Here is a 23546-nt window from a genome sequence, read left to right on the forward strand (position 1 = left end):
CGCCTCCTTATCATACCTTTTAGGTATTAATTATAGATTTAATAGATATTTTTCATATGGATATATCAGGAGTATGATTGAAATGAAAGCAGAATTCAAGCGTAAAGGAGGGGGCAAAGTGAAACTCGTTGTCGGAATGACAGGGGCAACAGGGGCCATTTTCGGGGTCAGGCTGCTGCAGTGGCTGAAGGCCGCCGGAGTGGAAACCCATCTCGTTGTGTCTCCTTGGGCAAACGTCACGATCAAACACGAAACAGGCTATACGTTACAAGAAGTAGAACAACTGGCCACATACACTTACTCACATAAGGATCAGGCGGCAGCCATTTCAAGCGGGTCGTTTGATACCGATGGAATGATTGTTGCGCCGTGCAGCATGAAATCTCTCGCAAGCATTCGCACAGGAATGGCGGATAATCTGCTGACACGTGCGGCGGATGTCATGCTCAAGGAGAGAAAAAAACTCGTCCTCTTAACGAGAGAGACGCCTTTGAACCAAATTCATCTCGAAAATATGCTAGCGCTTACGAAAATGGGCACCATCATTCTTCCTCCGATGCCGGCATTTTATAATCGGCCGAGAAGCTTAGAGGAAATGGTTGACCATATTGTTTTTAGAACGTTGGACCAATTCGGCATTCGGCTTCCTGAAGCGAAGCGCTGGAATGGGATTGAAAAACAAAAAGGAGGAGCTTGATCATGGCTTATCAAGATTTCAGAGAATTTCTCGCTGCCCTTGAAAAAGAAGGACAGCTGCTTACAGTGAATGAAGAGGTAAAGCCGGAACCGGATTTAGGGGCCTCCGCACGGGCAGCCAGCAATCTTGGCGATAAAAGCCCTGCGCTCTTATTTAACAACATTTACGGCTATCATAACGCGCGAATTGCGATGAATGTCATCGGCTCTTGGCCAAACCATGCCATGATGCTGGGCATGCCGAAAGACACACCGGTAAAAGAACAGTTTTTTGAATTCGCAAAGCGTTATGACCAGTTTCCGATGCCGGTCAAACGTGAGGAAACAGCGCCATTTCATGAAAATGAAATCACAGAAGATATCAATTTGTTCGATATACTGCCTCTTTTCAGAATTAACCAGGGTGATGGAGGCTACTATTTAGACAAAGCATGTGTCATTTCCCGTGATCTTGAGGACCCTGACAACTTCGGCAAACAAAATGTCGGCATTTACAGAATGCAAGTCAAAGGAAAAGACCGCCTTGGCATTCAGCCTGTCCCGCAGCACGATATTGCAATCCATCTGCGCCAAGCTGAAGAACGCGGCATCAACCTTCCGGTCACTATTGCGCTCGGCTGTGAGCCGGTCATTACAACGGCGGCATCGACTCCGCTTCTCTATGATCAATCAGAATACGAAATGGCAGGTGCGATTCAAGGCGAACCATATCGCATCGTCAAATCAAAGCTGTCTGATCTTGATGTTCCGTGGGGCGCTGAAGTGGTGCTTGAAGGTGAGATTATTGCCGGAGAGCGCGAATATGAAGGGCCGTTCGGTGAATTCACAGGCCATTATTCCGGCGGACGCAGCATGCCGATTATCAAAATTAAACGCGTCTATCACAGAAACAATCCGATCTTTGAACATTTATACTTAGGCATGCCTTGGACAGAATGCGATTACATGATCGGCATTAACACATGCGTGCCGCTTTATCAGCAGTTAAAAGAAGCGTATCCGAACGAAATTGTGGCAGTGAACGCCATGTACACACACGGTTTAATCGCGATTGTTTCCACAAAAACCCGCTATGGCGGATTTGCGAAAGCGGTCGGCATGCGCGCACTCACAACGCCGCACGGACTCGGCTACTGCAAAATGGTCATAGTCGTTGATGAGGATGTCGATCCATTCAACCTTCCGCAGGTCATGTGGGCGCTTTCGACCAAAATGCATCCGAAACATGATGCGGTCATCATTCCGGACTTATCTGTCCTGCCGCTTGATCCGGGATCCAATCCATCAGGAATCACTCACAAAATGATTCTCGACGCCACTACACCGGTTGCGCCGGAAACAAGAGGCCATTATTCACAGCCGCTTGATTCTCCGCTAACAACGAAAGAATGGGAACAAAAACTAATGGACTTAATGAATAAATAAGGAAAGGATGTTCGAAATGCATACATGTCCTCGATGCGACTCAAAAAAGGGAGAAGTCATGAGCAAATCGCCTGTAGAAGGCGCATGGGAAGTTTATCAGTGCCAAACATGCTTTTTTACATGGAGATCCTGTGAACCGGAAAGCATTACAAATCCCGAAAAATACAATCCAGCGTTTAAAATTGATCCAAAGGAAACAGAAACAGCAATTGAAGTTCCGGCGGTGCCGGAACGAAAGGCTTGATCCGCGTGAACTGTATGTCAGACCGTCTCTTTGAGCTGCTTGACGGGAGCTGCCTGAATGAGAAGCAGCATGAGGCCTTCGTTCTGCAAACAGTATCAGAGGATGGCTGGCCGCATGCCGCTATGATCAGTGCAGGTGAAATCATCGCGCTGAGCCGAACTGATATCCGAATCGCTCTGTGGAAAAACACAATGACTTCGGCCAACATCCTTCGCACAGGAAAAGCACAGTTCACGGCGTGGTGGAAGGGAGCGGCCTATTATGTAAAGCTTGAATGCGCGCCTTTACCGCCTTTGAAAGATGCCGAATATGAAAGAGACCGTTTTTCCTGCCGCATCGTTTCAGTGAAAGAGGACGTTGCGAAATACGCTGATTTGACTTCAGGTGTCCGTATACAGCTTCACAGCCCTGAAGAGGTGCTGAGCAGATGGAAAAAGACCCTGGAAGATTTAAAACGGTAATATCGATAGCCTGACGCCATGCGTCAGGCTTTTTTTATATAATGAAAACAAAAGGGGGCGTGAGAAATGGAACGTGCGGGGATCTGTCACTCGGACGGCTTTGATTTAGCTTATCGAATTGAGGGCGAGGGCGCACCCATCCTTGTGATCGGGAGTGCGGTTTACTATCCGCGCCTTTTTTCCTCAGATATCAAACAGAAATATCAATGGGTCTTTGTCGACCATAGGGGATTTGCTAAGCCTAAGCGGGAGCTTCGTGCGGAGGATTCGAGGCTTGATGCTGTCTTGGCTGATATCGAAAGGATGAGAACATTTCTTCAGCTTGAGGATGTTACTATCCTGGGACATTCCGGGCACGCTTTTATGGCTTTAGAGTATGCCAGGACATATCCCAAACAAGTTCGGAAGGTGGCGCTCTTTAATACTGCGCCTGATAACAGTGAAGAAAGACAGCGAAAAAGCGAATCATTTTTCATGGAAACAGCCAGTCTTGAGAGAAAGAAACGCTTTGAAAAAGACATCGAGAATTTGCCGCAGGACATCGACAAAGATCCTGAAAGGCGCTTTGTGCACATGTGTATTCGCGCTGAAGCGAAAAGCTTTTATCAAGAGCGGCCGCATGCTGCTGCCTTATGGGACGGTGTATTCACGAATATGCCGATCATTGATGAATTATGGGGCAATACATTTGCCCGGATTGATCTTCTTCAGCGGTTAGCTGATGTTCGTATGCCGGTGTATATCGGATTAGGGAGATATGATTATTTGGTTGCGCCCGTTTCGCTATGGGATGCTGTTGACGGTTTATATCCCCATGTTGATAAGGTTATTTTTGAAAAGAGCGGCCATCAGCCGATGCTGGAAGAACCGGAAGCCTTTGATCAAAGCTTCAGGAAATGGCTTGATCAATAAAAAACAGCCCGCAGATCAACATCCGCGGGCTGTTTCTGATTATAAGACCCCTTTCATCGCGCGTTTGATCACCGGCGAGAGCAGCAGGAGAATGCCGCCAAGAACGATAGAAATCAAACCGATGGTGCCGAAGTACATTGTTTCAGGAATTTTATCAAACAATCCGGCTACTTGGGCATTGATCGCTTGGGCTGCTGCGTTCGTCAGAAACCACATACTCATTGTCTGTGCAGAGAAGGCAGCTGGTGCCAGTTTCGTTGTCACGGATAAACCGACTGGAGACAGGCACAGCTCTCCAAGCACGACAAGCAGGAAGCTGAGAACGAGCCAAAGCGGGCTTACGAGTGCTTCTTTTCCTTGCATAGCAGGGAATACCATAATGATAAATGACAATCCGGCTAAAATAATTCCGATTGAGAATTTAACTGGTGTAGACGGCTGACGTTTGCCAAGCTTCATCCAGAGCCATGCGAATATTGGCGCAAAAATGACAACAAACAATGGATTTAATGATTGGAACCATGATGACTGAAGTTCGAATCCGCCCAATGAAAGTCTTATGCGTTCATCAGCGTATACCGCAAGAATGGTCGCTCCCTGTTCCTGAATGGCCCAGAACATGACAGCACCGATAAACAAAGGAACGTAAGCGGCAAGACGGGATTTTTCTGTTTTGTCCGCTTTTTTGCTTGTAAACATGATGATGAAATAAATCACAGGAATCAAAATACCGAGAATACTTACAAGGTCAATGAAACGTTTGATCGTCAGCACGCCTGTTTGTACAGAGATAATCACTGCGATCGCCACAATGATAACACCGATTCCGGTGCCAATTGCAGATTTTTTAGACAGCGGATTCGGCACATTGGAACCTGCAAGCCCGAGGTTTTTCTTTCTTGTCAAAGCAAATACGATAAGTCCGAGAAGCATTCCGACCGCGGCAGCTCCGAATCCGAGATGATAGTTGTACTTCTGTCCGAGTGTTCCGACAATTAACGGCGCGAGTAAACCACCGAGGTTAATCCCCATGTAGAAAATACTGAAACCTGAGTCGCGGCGCGGGTCTTCTTTCGTGTAAAGATCCCCAACTACGCTTGAAACGTTTGGTTTTAATAAGCCTGTTCCGACAATGATAAGCACCATACTGATATAGAATGCTATCGAACTGCCCGGATAGGCGAGTGCAATGTGGCCGAACATAATGAATATGCCGCCGTAAAACACGGTGTTTGCGGTACCGAATACCCGGTCAGCGAGCCATCCGCCAATAATGGTGGACATGTATACGAGTGATCCGTAAATCGACATAATGGCAACCGCAGTGCCCTTGTCAAAGCCGAGCCCTCCGTTTACCGTCTCTGTATACAAATAGTAAAGTAAGATTGCTCTCATTCCATAGTAAGAGAAACGCTCCCAAAATTCGGTGAAAAATAGTGTAAATAGTCCTCGCGGGTGACCAAAGAACCCTTTTTGCGGGACGCTTTTAATGATACTTTCGTTATCAATCGAAGCCATGTCAGCCAAACCCTTTCTAAAAAAAGTGTATTATAAAAATCATATTCTTATATAATACTTGTGTCAATATAATTTATACTCATTTCAAATAGTTCCATATTGGAAAAATTATAAATACCTAAAAATAGTGATTTCCTCCTAATTTTTAAACTTTTTATCGTGAGATTTTCTTACACAACTATTCCTTTATATTTTTTTAATAAAATTTTAGAGAAATGTACAAGCAGATCGGGCCTTTGTGAGTAACATGATAGTAATCATAGAGAAGGAGGCTCGCAATTGGCTGAATTCATATTAAATGCAGCGGATTTCGGTGTTCCTAGAGATGGTAAAACGGATTCGACAGAACGGATTAATCAGTGCCTCAGTACAGCTGTTTCGAAAGGCTATCATACTGTCTGGTTTCCAAAGGGAACATATTTAATAGACGCAACGCTTGGCGGAGATCTTAATCAGAGGTTTCGAAACGCGGGGATCATTGTTCCCGGCAACCTTGAGATTATGATGGACCCCGAATGTATCATGAAAGTGATACCGAATAGTTCGTGGGGTTATTCCGCATTTTATGTAGGCAAGCAAGAGAATATAACTATTTCCGGAGGACAAATTATCGGCGAACGGGATGAGCATACGTATGCCTCGGCGGGGATAAGGTCAACCCATGAATGGGGCTTTGGCATATGTATTGAAGGATGCTCGAATGTTGTCATTGATGATGTGAAAATTTCCGATTTTACCGGCGATGGGATCATAGTCAGCCCAAGGGGATTAAAGACCAATCAAGATTATCGAACGTCAGAGCAAATTATCATCCGCCGCTGTGAGGTTCGGCGGTCGAGGAGAAATAACATTTCCATTACCGGATGTGACATGGTCACGGTGGAGGAATGCTTGATTGAAGATGCCGGAACGGGGAATGGAACAGCGCCGAAATTCGGAATTGACATTGAAGGATATGGCGAAGGTGACGTTGATTATGAGGAACCGATTAATGTATCAATTCGCAATAACCACTTTGTTGGAAACGTTTCAAGTTCTGTGACCAATTTTAACGGGTATGGCATTTTAATAGAAGGAAATCACTCAGACAATACAATCAGCTACGGATATGGGACGCAAACAGTGATCAAGGGCAATATTCTGAGACGCCCTGAAGACGCGGCGGCTGCGCCAAGAGTCGGGATAACCGGACTCGGTGTATCACAAGGAAAAGAGACCAGTGATGCAGTGATCGCTGGCAACCTCATTACCGGATTTTCAACTGGAATTGATGTCAGGGGAAAGAGCGTTCTTGTGACGAACAACAAAATCAGCAACTTTGAAAACACAGGGATATTGGTTTATCAGTCCTCCGACGTAAAGGTAGACGGAAACCAAATTCAAAACGGACTGTCTGAAACAAGGCGCAGCATCGGTCTTCGCGCAGTGCTGTCAGATGACATCGCATTTCTGAATAACTGTCTCATTCAAGTCGTTGACGGTGTGAACGTTTCCGGCGGAAATATGATCATTAAAGATAATCTCCTGAGAAAATTCAGCCGGGGCATTTGGATTGCTCAAGGGAACGCGGTGATTGAAGGGAATACACTGAATCCTGACGCGTTTGAAGCAGTGCCGGAATCATATTCTGTTTCCGTCACAAACAATGCCGGCGCCATCATCAAAAACAATACATTTAAAGAGTTCAAAAATTACCCCATTTATTGCTCCACAAGTGCAAAAACCTCAATTATCGGCAACCACTTAGAGCGATCCCCGCTTTTGGTCACCATCTATATCAGCGCAGGTGTGCATGAGATTTTTGATAATACCATTTCAGTCAACAGAACAGCCGGGAATCCGATTGTGATTTATCTCAATGGCTCTGCAGGCTCTATCATCTCTGGAAACACCATCAATAACCTCTCCGCGGGCACTGCGACAGCTATTCAAACAAACACGTCAACCAATTCCAAAATCATCGGCAACCGCATTTTTAAAGGGACCATCAACAAACACAGCAGTGATACAATAGACGGCAATATGATTGTCTGAAAAAAGCGCCCCCCTTTAGGGGTTCTTTTTTTTCGATTTATAGATCACGTACATTTCTCTCACAAGTACTAACACAAAAAATAAAAGCACGACCCATTCCGCAAATGTTGTCATCTTAAAGCTGGACATATTGTTATAAACGGCTTTTGTTAAACTGAACCCTTGAAGCATGTCCATCAACACAGAAATAGCTAATAAACAAATTAATATGAATCCGGTCACGCCCAATATCTTCATGCTTCATCATCCTCCGCTTTTAGTGTCTATCTTTGGCGGAGAAGTTATACCGCATCTAACCCTAATGCATAATCTCAATTTTAAAAGGAAGAATATGAGAAAACGACAAGGAAAGGTATTTGTGTATGCCTTTATTTTCTAAGCGAAAGAACAATACCGATTCAAAAGACAAGCAGAATACAGACGAAAGGAATCAGGAACAGCAGCAAGAAAAAGAAAGGCCGGTTCTCATTTCTCCAAGTTTAGCAAAGAATATAGCGGAAACGAAAAAGGAAGTCGGAAGCAGCTCTGACGTCATCATTCGCGAGATTAAAATCGGGGAGCAGGATCATGTCCACCTAGCTGTTATCTATATTTCTGGGCTGGTCGATAATAACACGATCCATGAGTCGTTAATTGACCCATTGGTACAGGATGAGTCTATCCAGAATACTCATGCGATCCAGCAAATTCTTGAAAAAACGCTCCCGCTGGGCGGGGTGAAAGCGGAAAAGAGCTGGGACAAGCTTTTTTCCGAGTTAATGCTTGGCAATGCGCTCATTTTTGCTGATGGCCATGATGAAGCTTTGATTTGCAGCACTCAAGGGGGAGAGCAGCGCTCCATCCAAGAGCCGAGCACCCAGGTGTCATTCCGCGGCCCGCGCCAAGGGTTTACAGAGTCTCTGCAAACCAATATTTCCATGATCCGGCGATACATTAAAAATCCGAATTTATGGGTTGAAAAAATGAAAAAAGGTTCTGTTACGAATACGGATATCGCTCTCATGTACATTCAAGGAATATGTGATGAAAAGGTGCTGAAGGAAGTGAAACAGCGCCTGGAAAAAATAGATATTGACAGTATTTTGGAATCTGGATATATTGAGCAGCTGATTGAAGATGAAACCTTTACGACGTTTCCGACTATGTATCATACAGAACGCCCTGATGTTGTAGCGGGTAATCTGTTAGAAGGAAGATTCGCGATTATTGTGGACGGAACACCGTTTGTGCTTATTGCCCCAGCCTTATTTGTCCAGTTTTTTCAGTCTGTTGAGGATTATTATTCGCGTTTTGACATTGCGACAAGCATAAGAATTCTTCGTGTTTTAGTCTTTTTCATTTCGCTTGTGGCACCAGCTGTATACGTGGCAGCCACGACGTTTCATCAAGAAATGATACCGACTCAGCTGTTAGTGGTCATTGCGGCCCAGCGGGAAATTGTCCCGTTTCCGGCTGTTGTGGAGGCGCTGACGATGGAGGTTGCTTTTGAGATTCTGAGGGAAGCGGGAGTCAGGCTGCCCCGGGTTGTCGGCTCGGCAGTGTCAATCGTAGGCGCGCTCGTAATCGGCCAGGCTGCCGTACAGGCTGGTATCGTCTCTCCGGCAATGGTGATTATCGTGGCACTCACCGCGATTGCGAGCTTCGCAACACCGGCGTTTGCAATGGCGATTTCAGCCCGGCTTATTCGGTTTATCTTTATTATTGCCTCAGCTGTTATGGGTTTTTACGGGCTGATTTTAGGGATCATTATGATGTTTGTCCACTTATGCAGTCTTCGTTCATTCGGCGTTCCATATATGTCGCCGCTTGCACCTTTTTCTTCACAAGGCGTAAAGGACGCGCTTTTCCGGGTTCCGTGGTGGGCCGATGAAAAAAGGCCGGAATCGGTCAGCAAGGAAGATAAGGTGCGGCAGGGGAAAGATCAACGCCCAGAGCCGGCCGCTTCACGAGGAATGGTGAACAAAGATTTGGAAGAAGGGGATCAGAATGGTACGTAAATGTCTATTAGCCGTTCTCATGCTTTTGAGCGTCATTGTGCTGCCCGGCTGCTGGGATAAGCGGGAGCTGACGGATCTTGCGATTATCTCGGCGATTGGCATCGATCGGACAAACGACAGCAACTACGTGCTGCATCTTCAAATTATCAATCCAGGAAATGTTGCCGGCGGCCTTCAGGGAGGCGGTGCTGGAGACAGGCCGCCTGTATCTGTCTATTCGATTGAAGGTAACAATATAACGGAAGCACTCAGAAAAGCCTCCATGAAGGTATCACGGCGGCTTTATTTTGCCCATACCAATCTAGTCGTGATCAATGAAAAGCTGGCAAAAGAAGAAGGTTTGGATTTTGTATTAGATAATCTTGACCGGGACACAGAATTCAGGACAACAGCAACATTCGTCGTTGCCCATAAAACAAAAGCAGAAAATATTGTGAAAATCTTGACGCCGATTGATAAAATTCCGTCAAATAAAGTCAATAAAACACTCGATTTCACGGAGGCACAATACGGGCGGGTGGTCAAAATCAATATTCAGGACGTTTTGAAAACACTTGCCGCCAACACTATGGCACCGGTCATCCCCGGATATATGATGATTGGTGACGATAAAAAAGGAGTCAGCATGGAAAACACGCAGGCGACTGACCCGAAAGCCATTCTTCAGGCAGATGGTTTGGCGGTTTTTGATAAGGCAGGATATTTAAAGTATTGGCTGGAAGATGATGAAAGCGTGGGGGCAGTCTGGCTTATGAATAAGATCCAGCATACGTTTATTAATGCTGACTGGGGCAAGACGAAGGATGCGGTCAGCTTGCAGGTTACCCATCAAGATACAAAGCTGGTACCGAAAATGCGGAACGGACGCCCGTACATCCATGTGAAAGTGTCGGTTGAAGGTATTATAGATGCTGTCAAATACCCTTTCCAATTGTCTGATCCCAAGGTGCTGGCCGCTATTGAAAAAGCGCTCAACAAAGAGCTTGAAAAGGAAATCAGCCATACTGTGAAAAAGATTAAGAAGAATAAAATAGATTTTATCGGTTTTGGTGACACGATATATAGAAAGTATCCGGAGCAGTGGGAGAAAATGAAGGACACTTGGGACAAAGAATATTTGCCGGAACTGCCCATCGATGTGAAGGCCGAGACGTATATCAGAAGGACGGGATTGCGAAACAATCCGATCAAACACCAGTTTAAAGATGATTAGGTCTGAAGAAAGGGGAAGTGACAGATGGAAAAAGCCAGAATAAGCATAAGGCAGTTGTTTGTCATGATTATCATTTTTGAACTGGGCAGCTCCTTATTGATTACACCGGGATCAATGGCGGGCAGGGATGCTTGGATAGCAGTTTTATTAGGCTGTGCGATCGGACTGTTTCTTTTCTATTTGTATCAAGGCATTTATCAATGTTATCCGAATTCTTCTCCGAAAGAATATATGGATGATATGCTGGGAACCAAGCTGAGCTGGCTGTTTTCATTTCTCTATATCTTGTACTTTGCCTATATTGCCGCAAGGGTGCTGCGTGACTTTGGAGAAATGCTGCTGACGTTTGCTTATCATGATACACCTATCATTATTGTAAATGCTTTATTAATGGTAGTAAGCATATATGCCGTAAGAAAAGGAATTGAAGTACTCGCACGCGCGGCCGAACTTCTTTTCGGGGCCATGTATTTACTGGGCGCGATCGGCCTTGTGCTGATTATTGTCTCAGGGACTATAGACCCGCACAATTTAAAGCCGGTTTTGGCAAACGGCATTTCTCCTGTCCTTCACTCTGTTTTCACACAGACCATGTACGTTCCATTTGGTGAAGTTGTTTTATTTGTGATGATTTTCCCTAACCTGAATGACAGAAAAGATGTGAAAAAAATGGGGATGATCGCCATGGCTATTAGCGGATTGATTGTGGCGCTCACCGTGGCGATTAATATTAGCGTGCTTGATGTTGATCTTACACTCAGATCCCAGTTTCCGCTTTTAAGCACGATCCAGACAATCAAGGTCGAAGAATTTTTAGACCGGCTCGATGTCTTTTTTATGCTGGCGCTGATCATCGGCGGCTTCTTTAAGGTCAGCCTCTACTTATATGCCACTGTGGTTGGGACATCTACGCTCTTTAAGGAAAAGAACCCCTCTCAATTGGCTTATCCGATGGGATTGGGCATCTTAATCCTTTCTATAACGATCGCGACTAACTTTTCGGAGCACTTGAATGAAGGCCTGAACGTGGTGCCGCTGTATATTCATTTGCCTTTTCAATTATTGTTTCCGCTCTTTCTGTTTATTGTGGCCGTTTGGAAAAAGAAACGAAGAGAGAAGTCAAAAGGGGAGGAAGCAAAAAAATGATAAAAAGAGCGGGGGGATGCGGCCGCCGCTCTTTTTATGTTCACTTCTATATAAAAGGGGGATATAGGGTGCGCCCCTGTCTGCACTGGCAGAGGCGCGTTTTGTTATACGACTGCGACGTTTTCCTTCACAGTAAAACTTCCTCTTGAAAGTCTGATATTGATGTCTGACACTTTTGCAATTTGTTCATCGTGCGTCACCATAATGACGCATTTATCTTCCTTGTGCGCCAGATCCTGAAAGAGCCGTACGATCTCTTTTGATGTGTCCTCATCAAGGTTTCCGGTCGGTTCATCGGCTACGATAAGATCCGTGTCACAGCAGAAAGCCCTTGTAATTGATACCCGCTGCTGCTGTCCGCCGCTCAGTGTGAGCACTTTTTGCCGGGCTTGTTTTTCGTTGATGCCAACCTTCTGCAGCATGTCAAGCGCATATGATTCTTTGTTCTTTTCTTTAGAACCTGTGATTTCCATAGCGGTTGTGACGTTCTGCAAAGCCGTCATATACGGGAGCAGGTTGTACGCCTGAAAGACGATTGATACATATTGATTTCTGAAATTGGTTAAGCCGATTTTAGAAACCGCTTTTCCGTCGTAAAGGATGTTTCCTTCTTTTGGTGCGTCAAGTCCGCCTGCCAGAGACAGGAAAGTGGTTTTCCCCGTCCCTGATGTTCCGACGATTGTGTAGAATTTTCCTTTTTGAAAGCTGATGTTAATATCCTGAAACAATGGCTGGCTTTTGTTTTTATACCAGTAGCCGACTTGTTGAAATTGTAATAAGCTCATAGGTTCCGCCTCTTTCTATTCCTGTTTTGTCAATATCGTTTTCGGATGAAGCCGCAGTACTGAAATTGACGGCAGCAATGTTGCAATGATTGCGATTAGGATGCCGATCCCGCCAAGTATAAGCATGTCGTTCATAGAAACCGCGACGTTCAGTGAATCGATAACGTCCACGTTGGATGAACTGTGGCCGAACATTTTGCCGCCCATGCCGCCACCGCCGCCGGGCATTTGTCCGCTTGCGGTTTGCGTTGAATCGGTTGATGAACTGATTTGCTGGGATAAAAGCTGATTTCCAAGCTGATTCGCGACGAGATTTCCCGTCACAGATGCAAGGCCGATAGCGATAACGGCCACAATCAGAATCTCAGTCAAGAACTGTCCAATCAATTTCCATCGTTTTTCACCGATGGCCATTAACACGCCCATTTCGTATTTGCGCTCCCTGATTGACATCATGACAATCAGGCCAAGAATGACGGCGCCTGCCACTGATACAAGATACACCACGTTTTTAGAGAAAGAAGCCACATTTTCAATCGGTCCGACCATTTGCTGGTAAAGCTGATCGTTTGTATTCAGTGTGTACGTATCAAAGTCAATTGATGTTTTCTTCGCTGCTTTTACGAAAGTATCCATATTTTTCGCGTCGTCCATATAGTAAACAGCTGAGTCAATCGTATTTTTATAGTCGTCGCCTTTCAATGCCGCTGTTGCTGTGTAAGGCGTATAAAGCTTGTTATAAGGATTTAAGAAAGAGAAATTTTGGGCTTGGTCATCACCTGAAGATGTTGTTTTATAAATACCGACGATCTTCAGTTTTACTGTTGTATCCTCATCCGTTGCTGATTCAATTGTGATCGAATCGCCAACGCTTAAATCATTTTCTTCCGCTAATGTTTCGTTGATCACTGTTACTTTTTTGCCGACATCTGATTTTGTAATCGCGCGTCCGTCTGTGATTTTTGAATCTCCGTCAGAGAAATCATCGACTAACGCTGTGCTGATGACACCTTCAATAGAAAGATCAGCTTGAACCATTTGCGGTCCGCCTTGTCCTCCGCCTTGACTGTTTTTAGCGTTTGAGCTTGAACTGCTGGAGCTGGAATCACTTGAACTAGAGCTTTCAATCGCATCAAAGTTTCCCGCGTTGGCTGAAGCTGATGTGGTGTAATTGTAGCTCTTCACATGATCAAGCGCTGCAAGCTTATTCGCATCAGACACTTTGATCGGTGTGGATTCGAAGCTGCGCTTTTCACCGCTGTCCTGCTGTTTTTCCATTTGCTTTTGGCGGTCAACCTGAAGTGTCACGCTTCCACCGAGTTCCTGTCTGGCCAGTTCGCTTGACTTTTGTGCTGCCGACTGGATGGCGAGGCCTGATAGAACAAAGACACATATGACTGTAAACACAAATAATTGCAATAACGTTTTTCCCTTTTTAGCCTTCATATTCCAAAAGGCCCGTTTGATAAAGTTCATTTATGTTCCTCCGTATAGGTATTTTTATTGATAAGACCGCCTCTGGGGCGCGTCCCCTTGCTGATAAATTAATAGTAGTCCAAAGGTATGAAAAAAATATGAACAATCTATTTCTAGTTGATGAAATAAAAACTAACAATTGTGAAACGCAAAACCTTCTGTTTAAAATGGTGCTATTATATAAAAAAGCATCAAAACAACCGGAGGATATAATGAAAATATTAATGATAGAAGATAATGTTAGTGTATGTACGATGACGGAGATGTTCTTTTTTAAAGAAGGTTTTGAAGCCGAATTCGTTCATGACGGGTTAGAAGGGTACCAGCGTTTTACGGAAGAAAATTGGGATCTAATCATTTTGGATATCATGCTTCCATCTATGGACGGCGTGACCATCTGCAGAAAAATAAGAGAGACAAGCACGGTGCCGATTATCATGCTGACTGCCAAAGACACTGAATCAGATCAGGTCATCGGTTTTGAGATGGGGGCGGACGATTATGTCACAAAGCCGTTCAGCCCGCTGACATTGGTTGCCCGCATCAAAGCCGTCATCAGAAGATATAAGGCGACAGGCAAAGCGGTTATTGATGAAGATATGATTGAAACGGAATGCTTTACCATTAATAAGAAGACGAGAGAAGTATTATTAAACGGAGAGCCTGTAGAAAATCTCACGCCGAAGGAATTCGATCTGCTTTATTACCTTGTCCAAAATCCGCGGCAGGTGTTCTCCAGAGAACAGCTGCTTGAGCAGGTATGGGGCTATCAATTTTATGGAGATGAGCGAACGGTTGACGTTCATATCAAACGGCTGCGGAAAAAGCTTGCCAGCGAGGACAAGCCTTTCCTGTATACTGTGTGGGGAGTAGGGTATAAATTTGATGAAGATTAAATATTTATATCAGCTGCTGCTAAGCCATATCAGCATTTTGATTTTAGCGTTTGTCATTATCATTTCTCTGTTTTCCCACTTTGTGAAGGAATTTGCCTATCAGAACAAAGTAGAGGAATTGACGTCATATGCGGTGCAGATTGCAAATGAATTCCAATCCGGCCAGGTGGACATGCGCAGGCTCTATCCTTATCAGGACATTTTAAGCACAAGAAAGACGCAATTTATCATCTTTAATGAAGAGCAGCAGCCTTATTTTCTTCCTGAAGGCTTTCATCACCCACCAAGGGAACAGCTGAAGAAATCAGAATGGAATAAGCTGAAAAAAGGGCAGACTGTCACGATCAGGGCAGATGGCCGTTTTGATGATGAAGTGTCCCTTGTGGCGCAGCCTATATTTGTTCAGAACGAATTTAAAGGCGCCGTTCTGCTGATTTCTCCGATCAGCGGTGTTGAACAGATGGTCAATCAGGTCAACCTCTATATGTTTTACGCTGTGATCAGCACGCTTGTGATTACGATTCTTGTGAGCTGGCTTCTGTCCAAATTCCATGTCAAGCGGATTCAAAAGCTGAGAGAAGCGACAGATAAAGTGGCTTCCGGCGATTATGACATCCATTTGGAAAACAGCTACGGGGACGAAATCGGCGTACTGGCGTCTGACTTTAATATCATGGCGAAAAAACTAAAGCAGTCAAGGGATGAAATCGAGCGCCTTGAGAAGCGGAGAAGGCAGTTTATCGCTGACGTGTCACATGAATTAAAAACACCGCTGACGACGATCAACGGTTTGGTTGAAGGGTTGAACAGCCATACGATTCCTGAGGATAAAAAGGATAAATGCTTCTCGCTGATCAGTGAGGAAACGAAGCGCATGCTGCGGCTCGTAAAAGAAAATCTGGATTATGAAAAAATCAGATCCCAGCAAATTACCTTGAACAAGCTAGACGTTCCTCTGATCGAGGTGTTTGAAATCGTGAAAGAGCACTTGCAGCAGCAGGCGGAAGAAAAACAAAACAAGCTGATGATCCAAGTAGAGGATCACGTCATCGTACATGCCGATTATGACCGGTTCATTCAAATTCTCGTCAACATTACGAAAAACAGCATCCAATTTACGCAAAACGGTGACATTTGGCTGCGCGGAATGGAAGGTTATAAAGAGACGATTATTGAAATTGAAGACACGGGTATCGGCATTCCAAAAGAGGATATTGAGCATATTTGGGAGCGATTCTATAAAGCAGATATTTCAAGAACGAACACAGCATACGGTGAATACGGACTCGGTCTCTCGATCGTCAGGCAGCTCGTTGAAATGCACCAGGGCACAGTAGAAATCAAGAGTGAAGAAGGGAAAGGCACAAAGTTCATCATCCGCCTTCCTTTAACGGCAAAACAGCAATAGCATACAGGGCGGCGCATCAACTGATGCATCCGCCTTTTTTGCACACCGCTTCGGTTTATTGCGTGCTCCCGAAAACAAAGATTGCGTGTTTTTCGGGTTGGGACGGCCTATAAACATGATAAAATATGACATAAACAGTTTTTGATGGGAGAGGGTGAAGGAATGAAGAGTGGGGTAATTCCTTCTTCAGCGGTCGGTCAAAAAATTAACGAGTGGTACAGATATATCCGGACATTCAGCGTGCCGGATGCCGAAGTGTTAAAAGCTGAAATCCAGCAGGAACTGAAACACATGCAGCATGATTCCAACTTGCTGCTTTATTATTCACTAATGGAATTCCGGCACCAGCTTATGCTGGATTATCTTGAGCCGTTAGAGAAATTAAATATCGAAGACCAGCCAAGCCTGTCTGAATTATCAAGAAACATTGACAGCAACCAGGCAGATCTCAAAGGGCTGCTCGACTATTACGTGAATTTTTTTCGCGGGATGTATGAATTTGATAAGCGGGAATTTATTTCTGCCATTACATACTATAAACAGGCGGAGAAAAAGCTCTCCTTTGTCGCAGACCATATTGAACGGGCTGAATTCTATTTTAAAATCGCGGAAGCTTATTATTATATGAAGCAAACGTATTTTTCATTGATTAATATAAAAAACGCCTATGAAATTTACGTGGAGCAGGAAACCTATAATGTGAGAATCATTCAGTGCCATTTCGTCTTCGGGGTCAACCTGATGGATGAAAGAAATTTCGAACAAGCCGCACGCCATTTCAAATTGGCGCTCAACATGGCCCAAGCAGAACAAAAAGCCCAGCTGGTTGGAAGAGCATACTACAATCTCGGGTTATGCTATTACAATCAAGACCTTCTAGACCCTGCCATTGATTACTTTGAAAAAGCGGTCTCCACATTTGAAAGCAGCAGGATCGTCAATTCTCTCCCGCAAGCCTATTTTTTAATCACCCTGATTTATTATAAACAGGGAAAACATGATAAAGCTTCGGAATATCACAAGCGGGGCTATGAATATGCTAAAGAAACAGACGATGCAGACTATGCCGTAAAATTCGAGTTTTTGCAATCCCTATATCTGGATCAGCCCAATGAAGAAGGAATCGAACGATGTTTCCAGTACTTAAAAAATAAAAATATGTACGCTGATATAGAGGATTTAGCCCTAGAAGTAGCAAAATATTACTATGAACAGAAATGGTTTAAACTGTCTGCTTCCTACTTTCTACAAGTTGAAGAGGCAAGAAAACAAATACAAAGGAGTGAAGGTTTGTATGAAATTGAAATCTAAGTTGTTTGTTATTTGTTTGGCCGCAGCCGCGATTTTTACAGCGGCTGGCGTTTCTGCTAATGCGGAAGCACTCGACTTTCATGTGACAGAAAGAGGAATGACGTAAGAACAAGCCCCTTCTCATTAGCGAGAAGGGGTTTTTCTTTTCAAAAAAACACCGCAAGACATAGTCTTGCGGTGCCGCCTTCATGGAGATTACGTTTATTTAGTAGCCTCCTACAAATGCAGTTCCCACAATGATCAAGAGGATAAATAACACAACAATCAAAGCGAAAGAAGTTCCGTAACCTGACATTTTGTGCACCTCCTTGCGAGATTGCTTCAGCAAATGCTGCAAAACTGTGGCGGACAGGGTCCCGCAGAGACGGTCAGCAGCTTAGAAGCCGCCAACAAACGCAGTCCCTACGATAATTAATAGAATAAACAATACAACGATTAAAGCGAAAGAACTGATGCCGCCGTAACCGCCGCCGTTAGAGTATCCTGACATAAGGTTTCACCTCCCTATGAAGGATACTATAAGATATGCTGAACCGATCCATTTGGCAGGGATAATAGTGGACAAGAGAAAAAATGAAGAATTCGGCTATATGAAGGTGATATAAAAAAATAGCGGGCGCTGCCGCCCGCTATTTATGTACGATTAAGAGATCAGCACGCCCGCGAAAAATTCCTGGTATAACGCTTGAACGGCTTTTCTTTCTTCGGCTTCTTTTACGCCAAACATCATGCTCACTTCAGAAGACCCCTGATTGATCATTTCGATATTCACCTGTGCCTCTGATAATGCTTTGGCGGCTCTTGCCGTTGTACCGACATTGTGGCGCATCGCTTCCCCTACAACCATAATCAGGGCGAGATGATGCTCGACGATGACTTCATCGGCATGCAAATCCTCTTCGATCCGTTTGATGACGCTGCGTTCAGTGGCGGCATCCATTTGCCCCTGCCGTAAAATGATTGTCATGTCATCGATTCCCGATGGAACATGCTCATACGTCAAACCATGCTCCTCCAGGATTTGAAGGGCTCTGCGGCCAAAACCGATTTCTCTGTTCATGAGATACTTGCTGATATAAATGCTGCAAAAACCGGTGTCGCTGGCAATGCCGACGACAGGCCCGTTTGTGTTATCCCGCTTGCTGACGACGCGGGTGCCTTCGGCTGAGGGGTTGTTCGTATTTTTGATCTGAACAGGAATCCCCGCTCTGAATGCCGGAATGAGCGCTTCATCATGAAACACTGAAAAACCCGCGTAGGACAGCTCCCGCATCTCTCTATATGTCAGCTCGCTGATTTCCTTTGGATTCTCAACGAAGGACGGATTGACAGAATACACAGCGTCTACGTCTGTAAAGTTTTCGTACAAATCGGCTTGTAGTCCGTTGGCAAGAATCGAACCGGTAATATCAGAACCGCTCCGTGAGAATGTGATCACATCGCCATCCTTGCTGAATCCGAAAAAACCGGGAAAAATGATGAGTCCGTCACGTTCCCGAAGACGATAGAGGTTTTGATAGGATTCAGGAAGAACTTGCGCGTTGCCGGGTTCATTTGTCACAAAGAGGCCGGCATCCTTCGGGTTTACATATTCCGCTTTGACGCCTTTATAACGGAAGTAAGCGGCGATCAGTTTGGCATTGTTATCCTCTCCGCTGGCCTTGACTGCGTCAAGGTATTGTTCGGGATTGCTTTTGTCTCCTTCTAAAAGCGTAAACAGATCATCTCTGATTTTTTCGATAATGCTTTGCCCCAGCTGAAGCTCATTGGCGATGAGAGCGTACCGTTCCACAACAGCTTCCGCCAGTTCAGGTGCGCTGCCTGTTGCCAAATATTGTTCTGCACATGCGATTAAGAGATCAGTCACTTTCGTATCCTCGGCATAGCGTTTTCCCGGAGCTGAAACGACTACAGCTTTCCGTGCCGGATCTGAGGTAACGATGTGAAACACCTTGTCAAGCTGGGCGCCTGAAGCAAGTGAGCTGCCTCCGAATTTAACGACCTTCATGTTTACATCTCCTAATGTTTAAAATTTTCACACAAATTTAGTATTTATTATCTCTCTTTCAGTACTGTAAATCAAGGGGGAATTTCTTTCTCAGGAGAACATTTGTATTTTTCACGAGGAATAATGTTAGGTTTGCTGACCGTATGCCTGCGTTATAAAGATAAATATGGTAAACAGCCTAACGTTTTGGGATGGAAAATGGTTAGAATGATTAGTAAAATTGATAAATGACTAGGTTAATATTTTTAAAGAATATTGACTAACCCTATAAAAATGGTAATATGTAAATGATAATGATAATCAATTACTATATGGCCATATTGTTTTGAGTCCTTGCGGAGTAGGAGATACGTTCTTTTTGCTGTAAGGATGTAAGGAGGCAGCATGAAGCTACGTTACTTATTTATTCTACTTATCATATTAGCAGTCACATCTGTATTTATCGGTGTAGAAGATCTGTCGCCGCTTGATCTCTTCGATTTAAGCAAACAAGAGGCGTCAACGCTGTTTGCAAGCCGTTTGCCGCGATTGATCAGCATTGTCATTGCGGGATTAAGCATGAGCATCTGCGGTTTGATTATGCAGCAGATCAGCAGAAATAAATTCGTGTCACCGACGACGGCGGGCACGATGGATTGGGCGAGGCTCGGCATTTTAATTTCCTTGCTGCTGTTTACATCCGCCAGTCCTTTAATCAAAATGCTGGTCGCGTTTGTCTTTGCCCTTGCAGGAAATTTTCTGTTTATGAAAATCCTTGAAAGAATCAAGTTTAACGACACCATCTTTATTCCGCTTGTCGGTTTAATGCTCGGGAATATCGTCAGTTCAATCGCGACATTTATCGCATATAAATATGACTTGATCCAGAATGTGTCATCATGGCTGCAGGGAGACTTCTCTTTAGTCGTGAAAGGAAGATACGAGCTTCTTTATCTGAGTATTCCGCTCGTCATCATTGCCTATGTGTATGCGGATAAATTCACATTGGCCGGTATGGGTGAAAGCTTTTCTGTCAACCTCGGCCTCAAGTATAAACGGGTTGTGAACATCGGGCTCATTATCGTGTCCCTGATCACGTCTCTTGTCATTTTGACTGTCGGTATGCTGCCGTTTCTCGGTTTAATCATCCCGAATATTGTATCGATTTACAGAGGAGACAATCTGAAGAGCAGCCTGCCGCATACTGTGCTGTTGGGAGCGGTTTTTGTGCTGTTTTGCGATATACTGGGCAGAATCATTATCTTCCCTTATGAAATCTCGATTGGCCTGATGGTCGGAATCATCGGCAGCGGCATTTTCCTGTTTATGCTGTTAAGGAGAAAAGCCTATGCGTAACCAGATGAAAATAGCTTTGCTCGTTGGTTTAGCCATTGTATGTATTGGCTTGTTTTTGTTTTATGACTTAGGCAATTGGGATTACACCCTGCCGAGACGAATCAAAAAAGTCGCTGCCATTGTGCTGACTGGGGGAGCGATTGCGTTTTCGACCATGATCTTTCAAACGATTACGAACAACCGCATCCTGACGCCGAGCATTTTGGGCCTTGATTCTCTCTACATGCTGATTCAGACTGGCATTATCTTTTTGTTCGGTTCTGCGAATATGGTCATCATGAATAAAAACATCAACTTTATCATCTCTGTTCTGCTGATGATCCTGTTTTCTCTTGTTTTGTATCAGATCATGTTCAAGGGTGAGGGGAGAAATATCTTTTTCCTTCTGCTTATCGGAATCGTGTTTGGCACGCTGTTCAGCAGCCTGTCTTCTTTTATGCAGATGCTGATTGATCCGAACGAGTTCCAAGTTGTGCAGGACAAGATGTTTGCCAGCTTTAACAATATCAATACGGATTTGTTATGGCTCGCGTTCATCATCTTCCTGCTGACAGGCGTTTATGTCTGGCGTTTTACAAAATTTTTCGATGTGCTGTCGCTCGGACGCGAGCACGCCGTGAATTTGGGCATTGACTACGACAAAGTGGTGAAGCAGATGCTGATCGTGGTTGCGATTTTGGTTTCTGTTTCAACAGCGCTAGTCGGGCCGATTATGTTTTTAGGCCTTCTGGTCGTCAACCTGGCGAGAGAATTCCTGAAAACATATAAGCATTCATACTTAATCGCAGGCTCCGTTTTCATCAGCATCATTGCGCTGGTCGGAGGGCAGTTTGTGGTTGAGAAAGTGTTTACCTTCTCAACGACGCTGAGCGTCATTATTAATTTTGCCGGCGGGATTTATTTTATCTACTTGCTGTTAAAGGAGAATAAATCATGGTAGAGGTCAGAAATGTAAGCAAACAATATGGCGGGAAAGTTGTTCTTGAAGAGACGTCAGTCACGATTCAAAAGGGCAAAATCACCTCGTTTATCGGTCCTAACGGCGCCGGCAAAAGTACGCTGCTGTCTATCATGAGCCGCCTGATCAAAAAGGATTCCGGCGAGATTTACATAGACGGACAAGAGATTGGAGCATGTGACAGCAAAGAGCTTGCCAAGAAAATGAGCATTTTGAAGCAGGCGAACCAAATCAATATCAGGCTCACGATCAAAGACCTCGTCAGTTTTGGCAGGTTTCCGTACTCACAGGGCCGGCTGACAGAGGAAGACTGGGTTCATATCAACCAGGCGCTTAGCTATATGAAGCTGGAAGACATTCAAGACAAATACTTGGATCAGCTGAGCGGCGGACAGTGCCAAAGGGCATTTATCGCCATGGTCATTGCCCAGGACACAGATTATATCTTTCTGGATGAACCGCTGAACAATCTGGATATGAAACACTCAGTTGAAATTATGAAACTGCTGAAACGGCTGGTAGAGGAGCTTGGAAAAACGATCGTGATCGTCATTCACGATATCAATTTTGCTTCAGTCTATTCTGACTATATCGTCGCTTTGAAAAACGGCCGAATCGTTAAAGAAGGACCGCCTGAAGAAATGATAGAAACATCAGTGCTTGAGGAAATCTACGATATGACCATCCCGATTCAGACGATTGATAATCAAAGAATAGGTGTTTATTTTTCTTAATATATAGAAGAGGTGAGGAGCATGAAAAAGTTCGCGTTACTATTCATCGCTTTGGTCACTGCCGTTGTCATTTCTGCATGCGGAAACCAAAGCACAAGCAGCAAAGGTTCTGATACAAAGAAAGAACAAATCACAGTGAAACACCAGCTCGACAAAAACGGCACAAAAGTACCGAAGAACCCTAAAAAAGTTGTCGTATTTGACTTTGGAAGCTTAGATACATTAGATAAACTAGGACTTGATGATATAGTAGCGGGCCTGCCGAAACAAGTCCTTCCTAAATATCTGTCCAAATTCAAGGATGACAAATACGCTGATGTCGGCAGCTTAAAAGAGCCAGACTTCGACAAAGTGGCAGAATTAGATCCTGATCTGATCATTATTTCAGCAAGACAATCTGAGTCTTACAAAGAATTCTCTAAAATTGCGCCGACGATTTACCTTGGTGTAGATACAGCGAAGTACATGGAATCATTTAAATCAGACGCTGAAACAATCGGTAAAATCTTTGATAAAGAAGACAAAGTGAAAGATGAGCTCGCAAACATTGATCACTCAATCGCAGATGTAAAGAAAACCGCTGAAAAGCTTAACAAAAACGGTCTCGTCATCATGGCGAACGATGGAAAAATCAGCGCGTTCGGCCCTAAATCAAGATACGGCCTGATCCATGACGTATTCGGCGTGGCTCCGGCTGATCAAAACATCAAAGCGTCTACGCACGGACAAAGTGTTTCTTACGAGTACATTTCAAAAACAAACCCTGATTACTTGTTTGTTATTGACCGCGGTACAGCAATCGGAGAAACATCATCTACAAAACAAGTCGTGGAAAACGATTATGTGAAAAACGTAAACGCAGTGAAAAATGGTCATGTCATCTACCTTGATTCTGCTACTTGGTATTTATCAGGAGGCGGACTTGAGTCTATGACGCAAATGATTAAAGAAGTGAAAGACGGTTTAGAAAAGTAAAACCAAAAAGAGCC

General features: G+C 44.4%; 24 protein-coding genes. 17 read left to right on the top strand and 7 right to left on the bottom strand.

The window, feature by feature from the left end; all coding sequences use genetic code 11:
- Window positions 1-82: 82 nt before the first annotated feature.
- The 5 genes from NST22_RS02085 (at window position 83) to NST22_RS02105 (ending at window position 3738) form a co-directional block, all read left to right on the top strand.
- Entirely contained in the window at window positions 83-697 is a 615-nt protein-coding gene (locus tag NST22_RS02085; protein WP_009966530.1) for a non-oxidative hydroxyarylic acid decarboxylases subunit B, read from the top strand.
- Between the two features lie 2 nt (window positions 698-699).
- Window positions 700-2121 (top strand): phenolic acid decarboxylase BsdC, encoded by a 1422-nt coding sequence (gene bsdC / locus NST22_RS02090; protein WP_003246683.1) that lies wholly within the window; start codon window positions 700-702, stop codon window positions 2119-2121.
- A gap of 16 nt (window positions 2122-2137) precedes the next feature.
- Entirely contained in the window at window positions 2138-2365 is a 228-nt protein-coding gene (bsdD, locus tag NST22_RS02095; protein WP_010886405.1) for a phenolic acid decarboxylase subunit BsdD, read from the top strand.
- Window positions 2362-2826: a pyridoxamine 5'-phosphate oxidase family protein gene (locus tag NST22_RS02100; protein WP_009969257.1), complete on the top strand. Its 465-nt coding sequence runs from the start codon at window positions 2362-2364 to the stop codon at window positions 2824-2826. The genes bsdD and NST22_RS02100 overlap by 4 nt, the downstream gene beginning before the upstream one ends.
- 66 nt (window positions 2827-2892) lie before the next feature.
- Window positions 2893-3738 (top strand): alpha/beta hydrolase, encoded by an 846-nt coding sequence (locus NST22_RS02105; protein WP_003246662.1) that lies wholly within the window; start codon window positions 2893-2895, stop codon window positions 3736-3738.
- 39 nt (window positions 3739-3777) lie between these two features.
- Here the strand turns inward: NST22_RS02105 and NST22_RS02110 are convergent, their stop codons facing one another.
- Entirely contained in the window at window positions 3778-5256 is a 1479-nt protein-coding gene (locus NST22_RS02110; RefSeq protein ID WP_003246610.1) for a peptide MFS transporter, read from the bottom strand.
- Window positions 5257-5535: 279 nt separating this feature from the next.
- Between NST22_RS02110 and NST22_RS02115 the strand changes: the two genes are divergently transcribed.
- On the top strand, window positions 5536-7290 hold the full coding sequence (locus NST22_RS02115) for a right-handed parallel beta-helix repeat-containing protein (protein ID WP_003246729.1): 1755 nt from the start codon (window positions 5536-5538) through the stop codon (window positions 7288-7290).
- 15 nt (window positions 7291-7305) lie between these two features.
- Here the strand turns inward: NST22_RS02115 and NST22_RS02120 are convergent, their stop codons facing one another.
- Window positions 7306-7527 (bottom strand): hypothetical protein, encoded by a 222-nt coding sequence (locus NST22_RS02120; protein ID WP_003246546.1) that lies wholly within the window; start codon window positions 7525-7527, stop codon window positions 7306-7308.
- 125 nt (window positions 7528-7652) lie between these two features.
- Between NST22_RS02120 and gerKA the strand changes: the two genes are divergently transcribed.
- Genes gerKA through gerKB form a run of 3 tightly spaced genes read left to right on the top strand, consistent with a single transcriptional unit; the run spans window position 7653 to window position 11646 of the window.
- Window positions 7653-9287 carry a spore germination protein GerKA gene (gene gerKA / locus NST22_RS02125; protein ID WP_003246515.1) on the top strand — a complete coding sequence of 545 codons (1635 nt, stop codon included), beginning with the start codon at window positions 7653-7655 and terminating at the stop codon, window positions 9285-9287.
- Complete coding sequence (gerKC, locus tag NST22_RS02130; protein WP_003246578.1) at window positions 9277-10500, top strand: spore germination protein GerKC; 1224 nt, start codon at window positions 9277-9279, stop codon at window positions 10498-10500. Before gerKA ends, gerKC begins: the two co-directional genes overlap by 11 nt.
- Window positions 10501-10524: 24 nt before the next feature.
- On the top strand, window positions 10525-11646 hold the full coding sequence (gene gerKB / locus NST22_RS02135) for a spore germination protein GerKB (protein WP_003234509.1): 1122 nt from the start codon (window positions 10525-10527) through the stop codon (window positions 11644-11646).
- Between the two features lie 104 nt (window positions 11647-11750).
- Here the strand turns inward: gerKB and NST22_RS02140 are convergent, their stop codons facing one another.
- Window positions 11751-12431 (bottom strand): ABC transporter ATP-binding protein, encoded by a 681-nt coding sequence (locus NST22_RS02140; protein WP_003234507.1) that lies wholly within the window; start codon window positions 12429-12431, stop codon window positions 11751-11753.
- A 15-nt stretch (window positions 12432-12446) separates the two neighbouring features.
- On the bottom strand, window positions 12447-13907 hold the full coding sequence (locus NST22_RS02145) for an ABC transporter permease (protein WP_003234506.1): 1461 nt from the start codon (window positions 13905-13907) through the stop codon (window positions 12447-12449).
- A gap of 212 nt (window positions 13908-14119) precedes the next feature.
- On the opposite strand from NST22_RS02145, the gene yclJ reads away from it, so the two are divergent.
- The 4 genes from yclJ (at window position 14120) to phrC (ending at window position 17628) form a co-directional block, all read left to right on the top strand.
- A complete protein-coding gene (gene yclJ, locus NST22_RS02150) occupies window positions 14120-14803 on the top strand; it encodes a two-component system response regulator YclJ (RefSeq protein WP_003246532.1) in 684 nt (227 codons plus the stop codon).
- The gene (gene yclK / locus NST22_RS02155; protein ID WP_009969263.1) at window positions 14790-16211 is read left to right on the top strand and encodes a two-component system sensor histidine kinase YclK; all 1422 of its coding nucleotides are present in this window, start codon (window positions 14790-14792) and stop codon (window positions 16209-16211) included. Before yclJ ends, yclK begins: the two co-directional genes overlap by 14 nt.
- A gap of 162 nt (window positions 16212-16373) precedes the next feature.
- On the top strand, window positions 16374-17522 hold the full coding sequence (gene rapC / locus NST22_RS02160) for a response regulator aspartate phosphatase RapC (protein WP_003246686.1): 1149 nt from the start codon (window positions 16374-16376) through the stop codon (window positions 17520-17522).
- Complete coding sequence (gene phrC / locus NST22_RS02165; protein ID WP_003224994.1) at window positions 17506-17628, top strand: phosphatase RapC inhibitor PhrC; 123 nt, start codon at window positions 17506-17508, stop codon at window positions 17626-17628. Before rapC ends, phrC begins: the two co-directional genes overlap by 17 nt.
- 99 nt (window positions 17629-17727) lie before the next feature.
- Here the strand turns inward: phrC and NST22_RS02170 are convergent, their stop codons facing one another.
- From NST22_RS02170 to NST22_RS02180, 3 genes are all read right to left on the bottom strand, one after another.
- Window positions 17728-17817, bottom strand: coding sequence for a YjcZ family sporulation protein (locus NST22_RS02170; protein WP_015482794.1), 90 nt, complete (start codon window positions 17815-17817; stop codon window positions 17728-17730).
- Window positions 17818-17898: 81 nt separating this feature from the next.
- On the bottom strand, window positions 17899-18012 hold the full coding sequence (locus NST22_RS02175) for a YjcZ family sporulation protein (protein ID WP_003234495.1): 114 nt from the start codon (window positions 18010-18012) through the stop codon (window positions 17899-17901).
- Window positions 18013-18165: 153 nt separating this feature from the next.
- Window positions 18166-19530: an aspartate kinase gene (locus tag NST22_RS02180; RefSeq protein WP_003234493.1), complete on the bottom strand. Its 1365-nt coding sequence runs from the start codon at window positions 19528-19530 to the stop codon at window positions 18166-18168.
- 384 nt (window positions 19531-19914) lie between these two features.
- Here NST22_RS02180 and yclN point away from each other — a divergent pair, with 384 nt between their 5' ends.
- Genes yclN through yclQ form a run of 4 tightly spaced genes read left to right on the top strand, consistent with a single transcriptional unit; the run spans window position 19915 to window position 23532 of the window.
- Window positions 19915-20865: a petrobactin ABC transporter permease YclN gene (gene yclN / locus NST22_RS02185; RefSeq protein WP_003234491.1), complete on the top strand. Its 951-nt coding sequence runs from the start codon at window positions 19915-19917 to the stop codon at window positions 20863-20865.
- Window positions 20858-21805: a petrobactin ABC transporter permease YclO gene (yclO, locus tag NST22_RS02190; RefSeq protein ID WP_003246705.1), complete on the top strand. Its 948-nt coding sequence runs from the start codon at window positions 20858-20860 to the stop codon at window positions 21803-21805. The genes yclN and yclO overlap by 8 nt, the downstream gene beginning before the upstream one ends.
- A complete protein-coding gene (yclP, locus tag NST22_RS02195) occupies window positions 21799-22557 on the top strand; it encodes a petrobactin ABC transporter ATP-binding protein YclP (RefSeq protein WP_003234487.1) in 759 nt (252 codons plus the stop codon). Before yclO ends, yclP begins: the two co-directional genes overlap by 7 nt.
- A 21-nt stretch (window positions 22558-22578) precedes the next feature.
- A complete protein-coding gene (gene yclQ / locus NST22_RS02200; protein ID WP_003246619.1) occupies window positions 22579-23532 on the top strand; it encodes a petrobactin ABC transporter substrate-binding protein YclQ in 954 nt (317 codons plus the stop codon).
- The last annotated feature ends 14 nt before the right edge of the window (window positions 23533-23546 follow it).

It is taken from the genome of Bacillus sp. PS237 (assembly GCF_037963345.1).
Classification (GTDB): Bacteria; Bacillota; Bacilli; order Bacillales; family Bacillaceae; genus Bacillus; species Bacillus subtilis.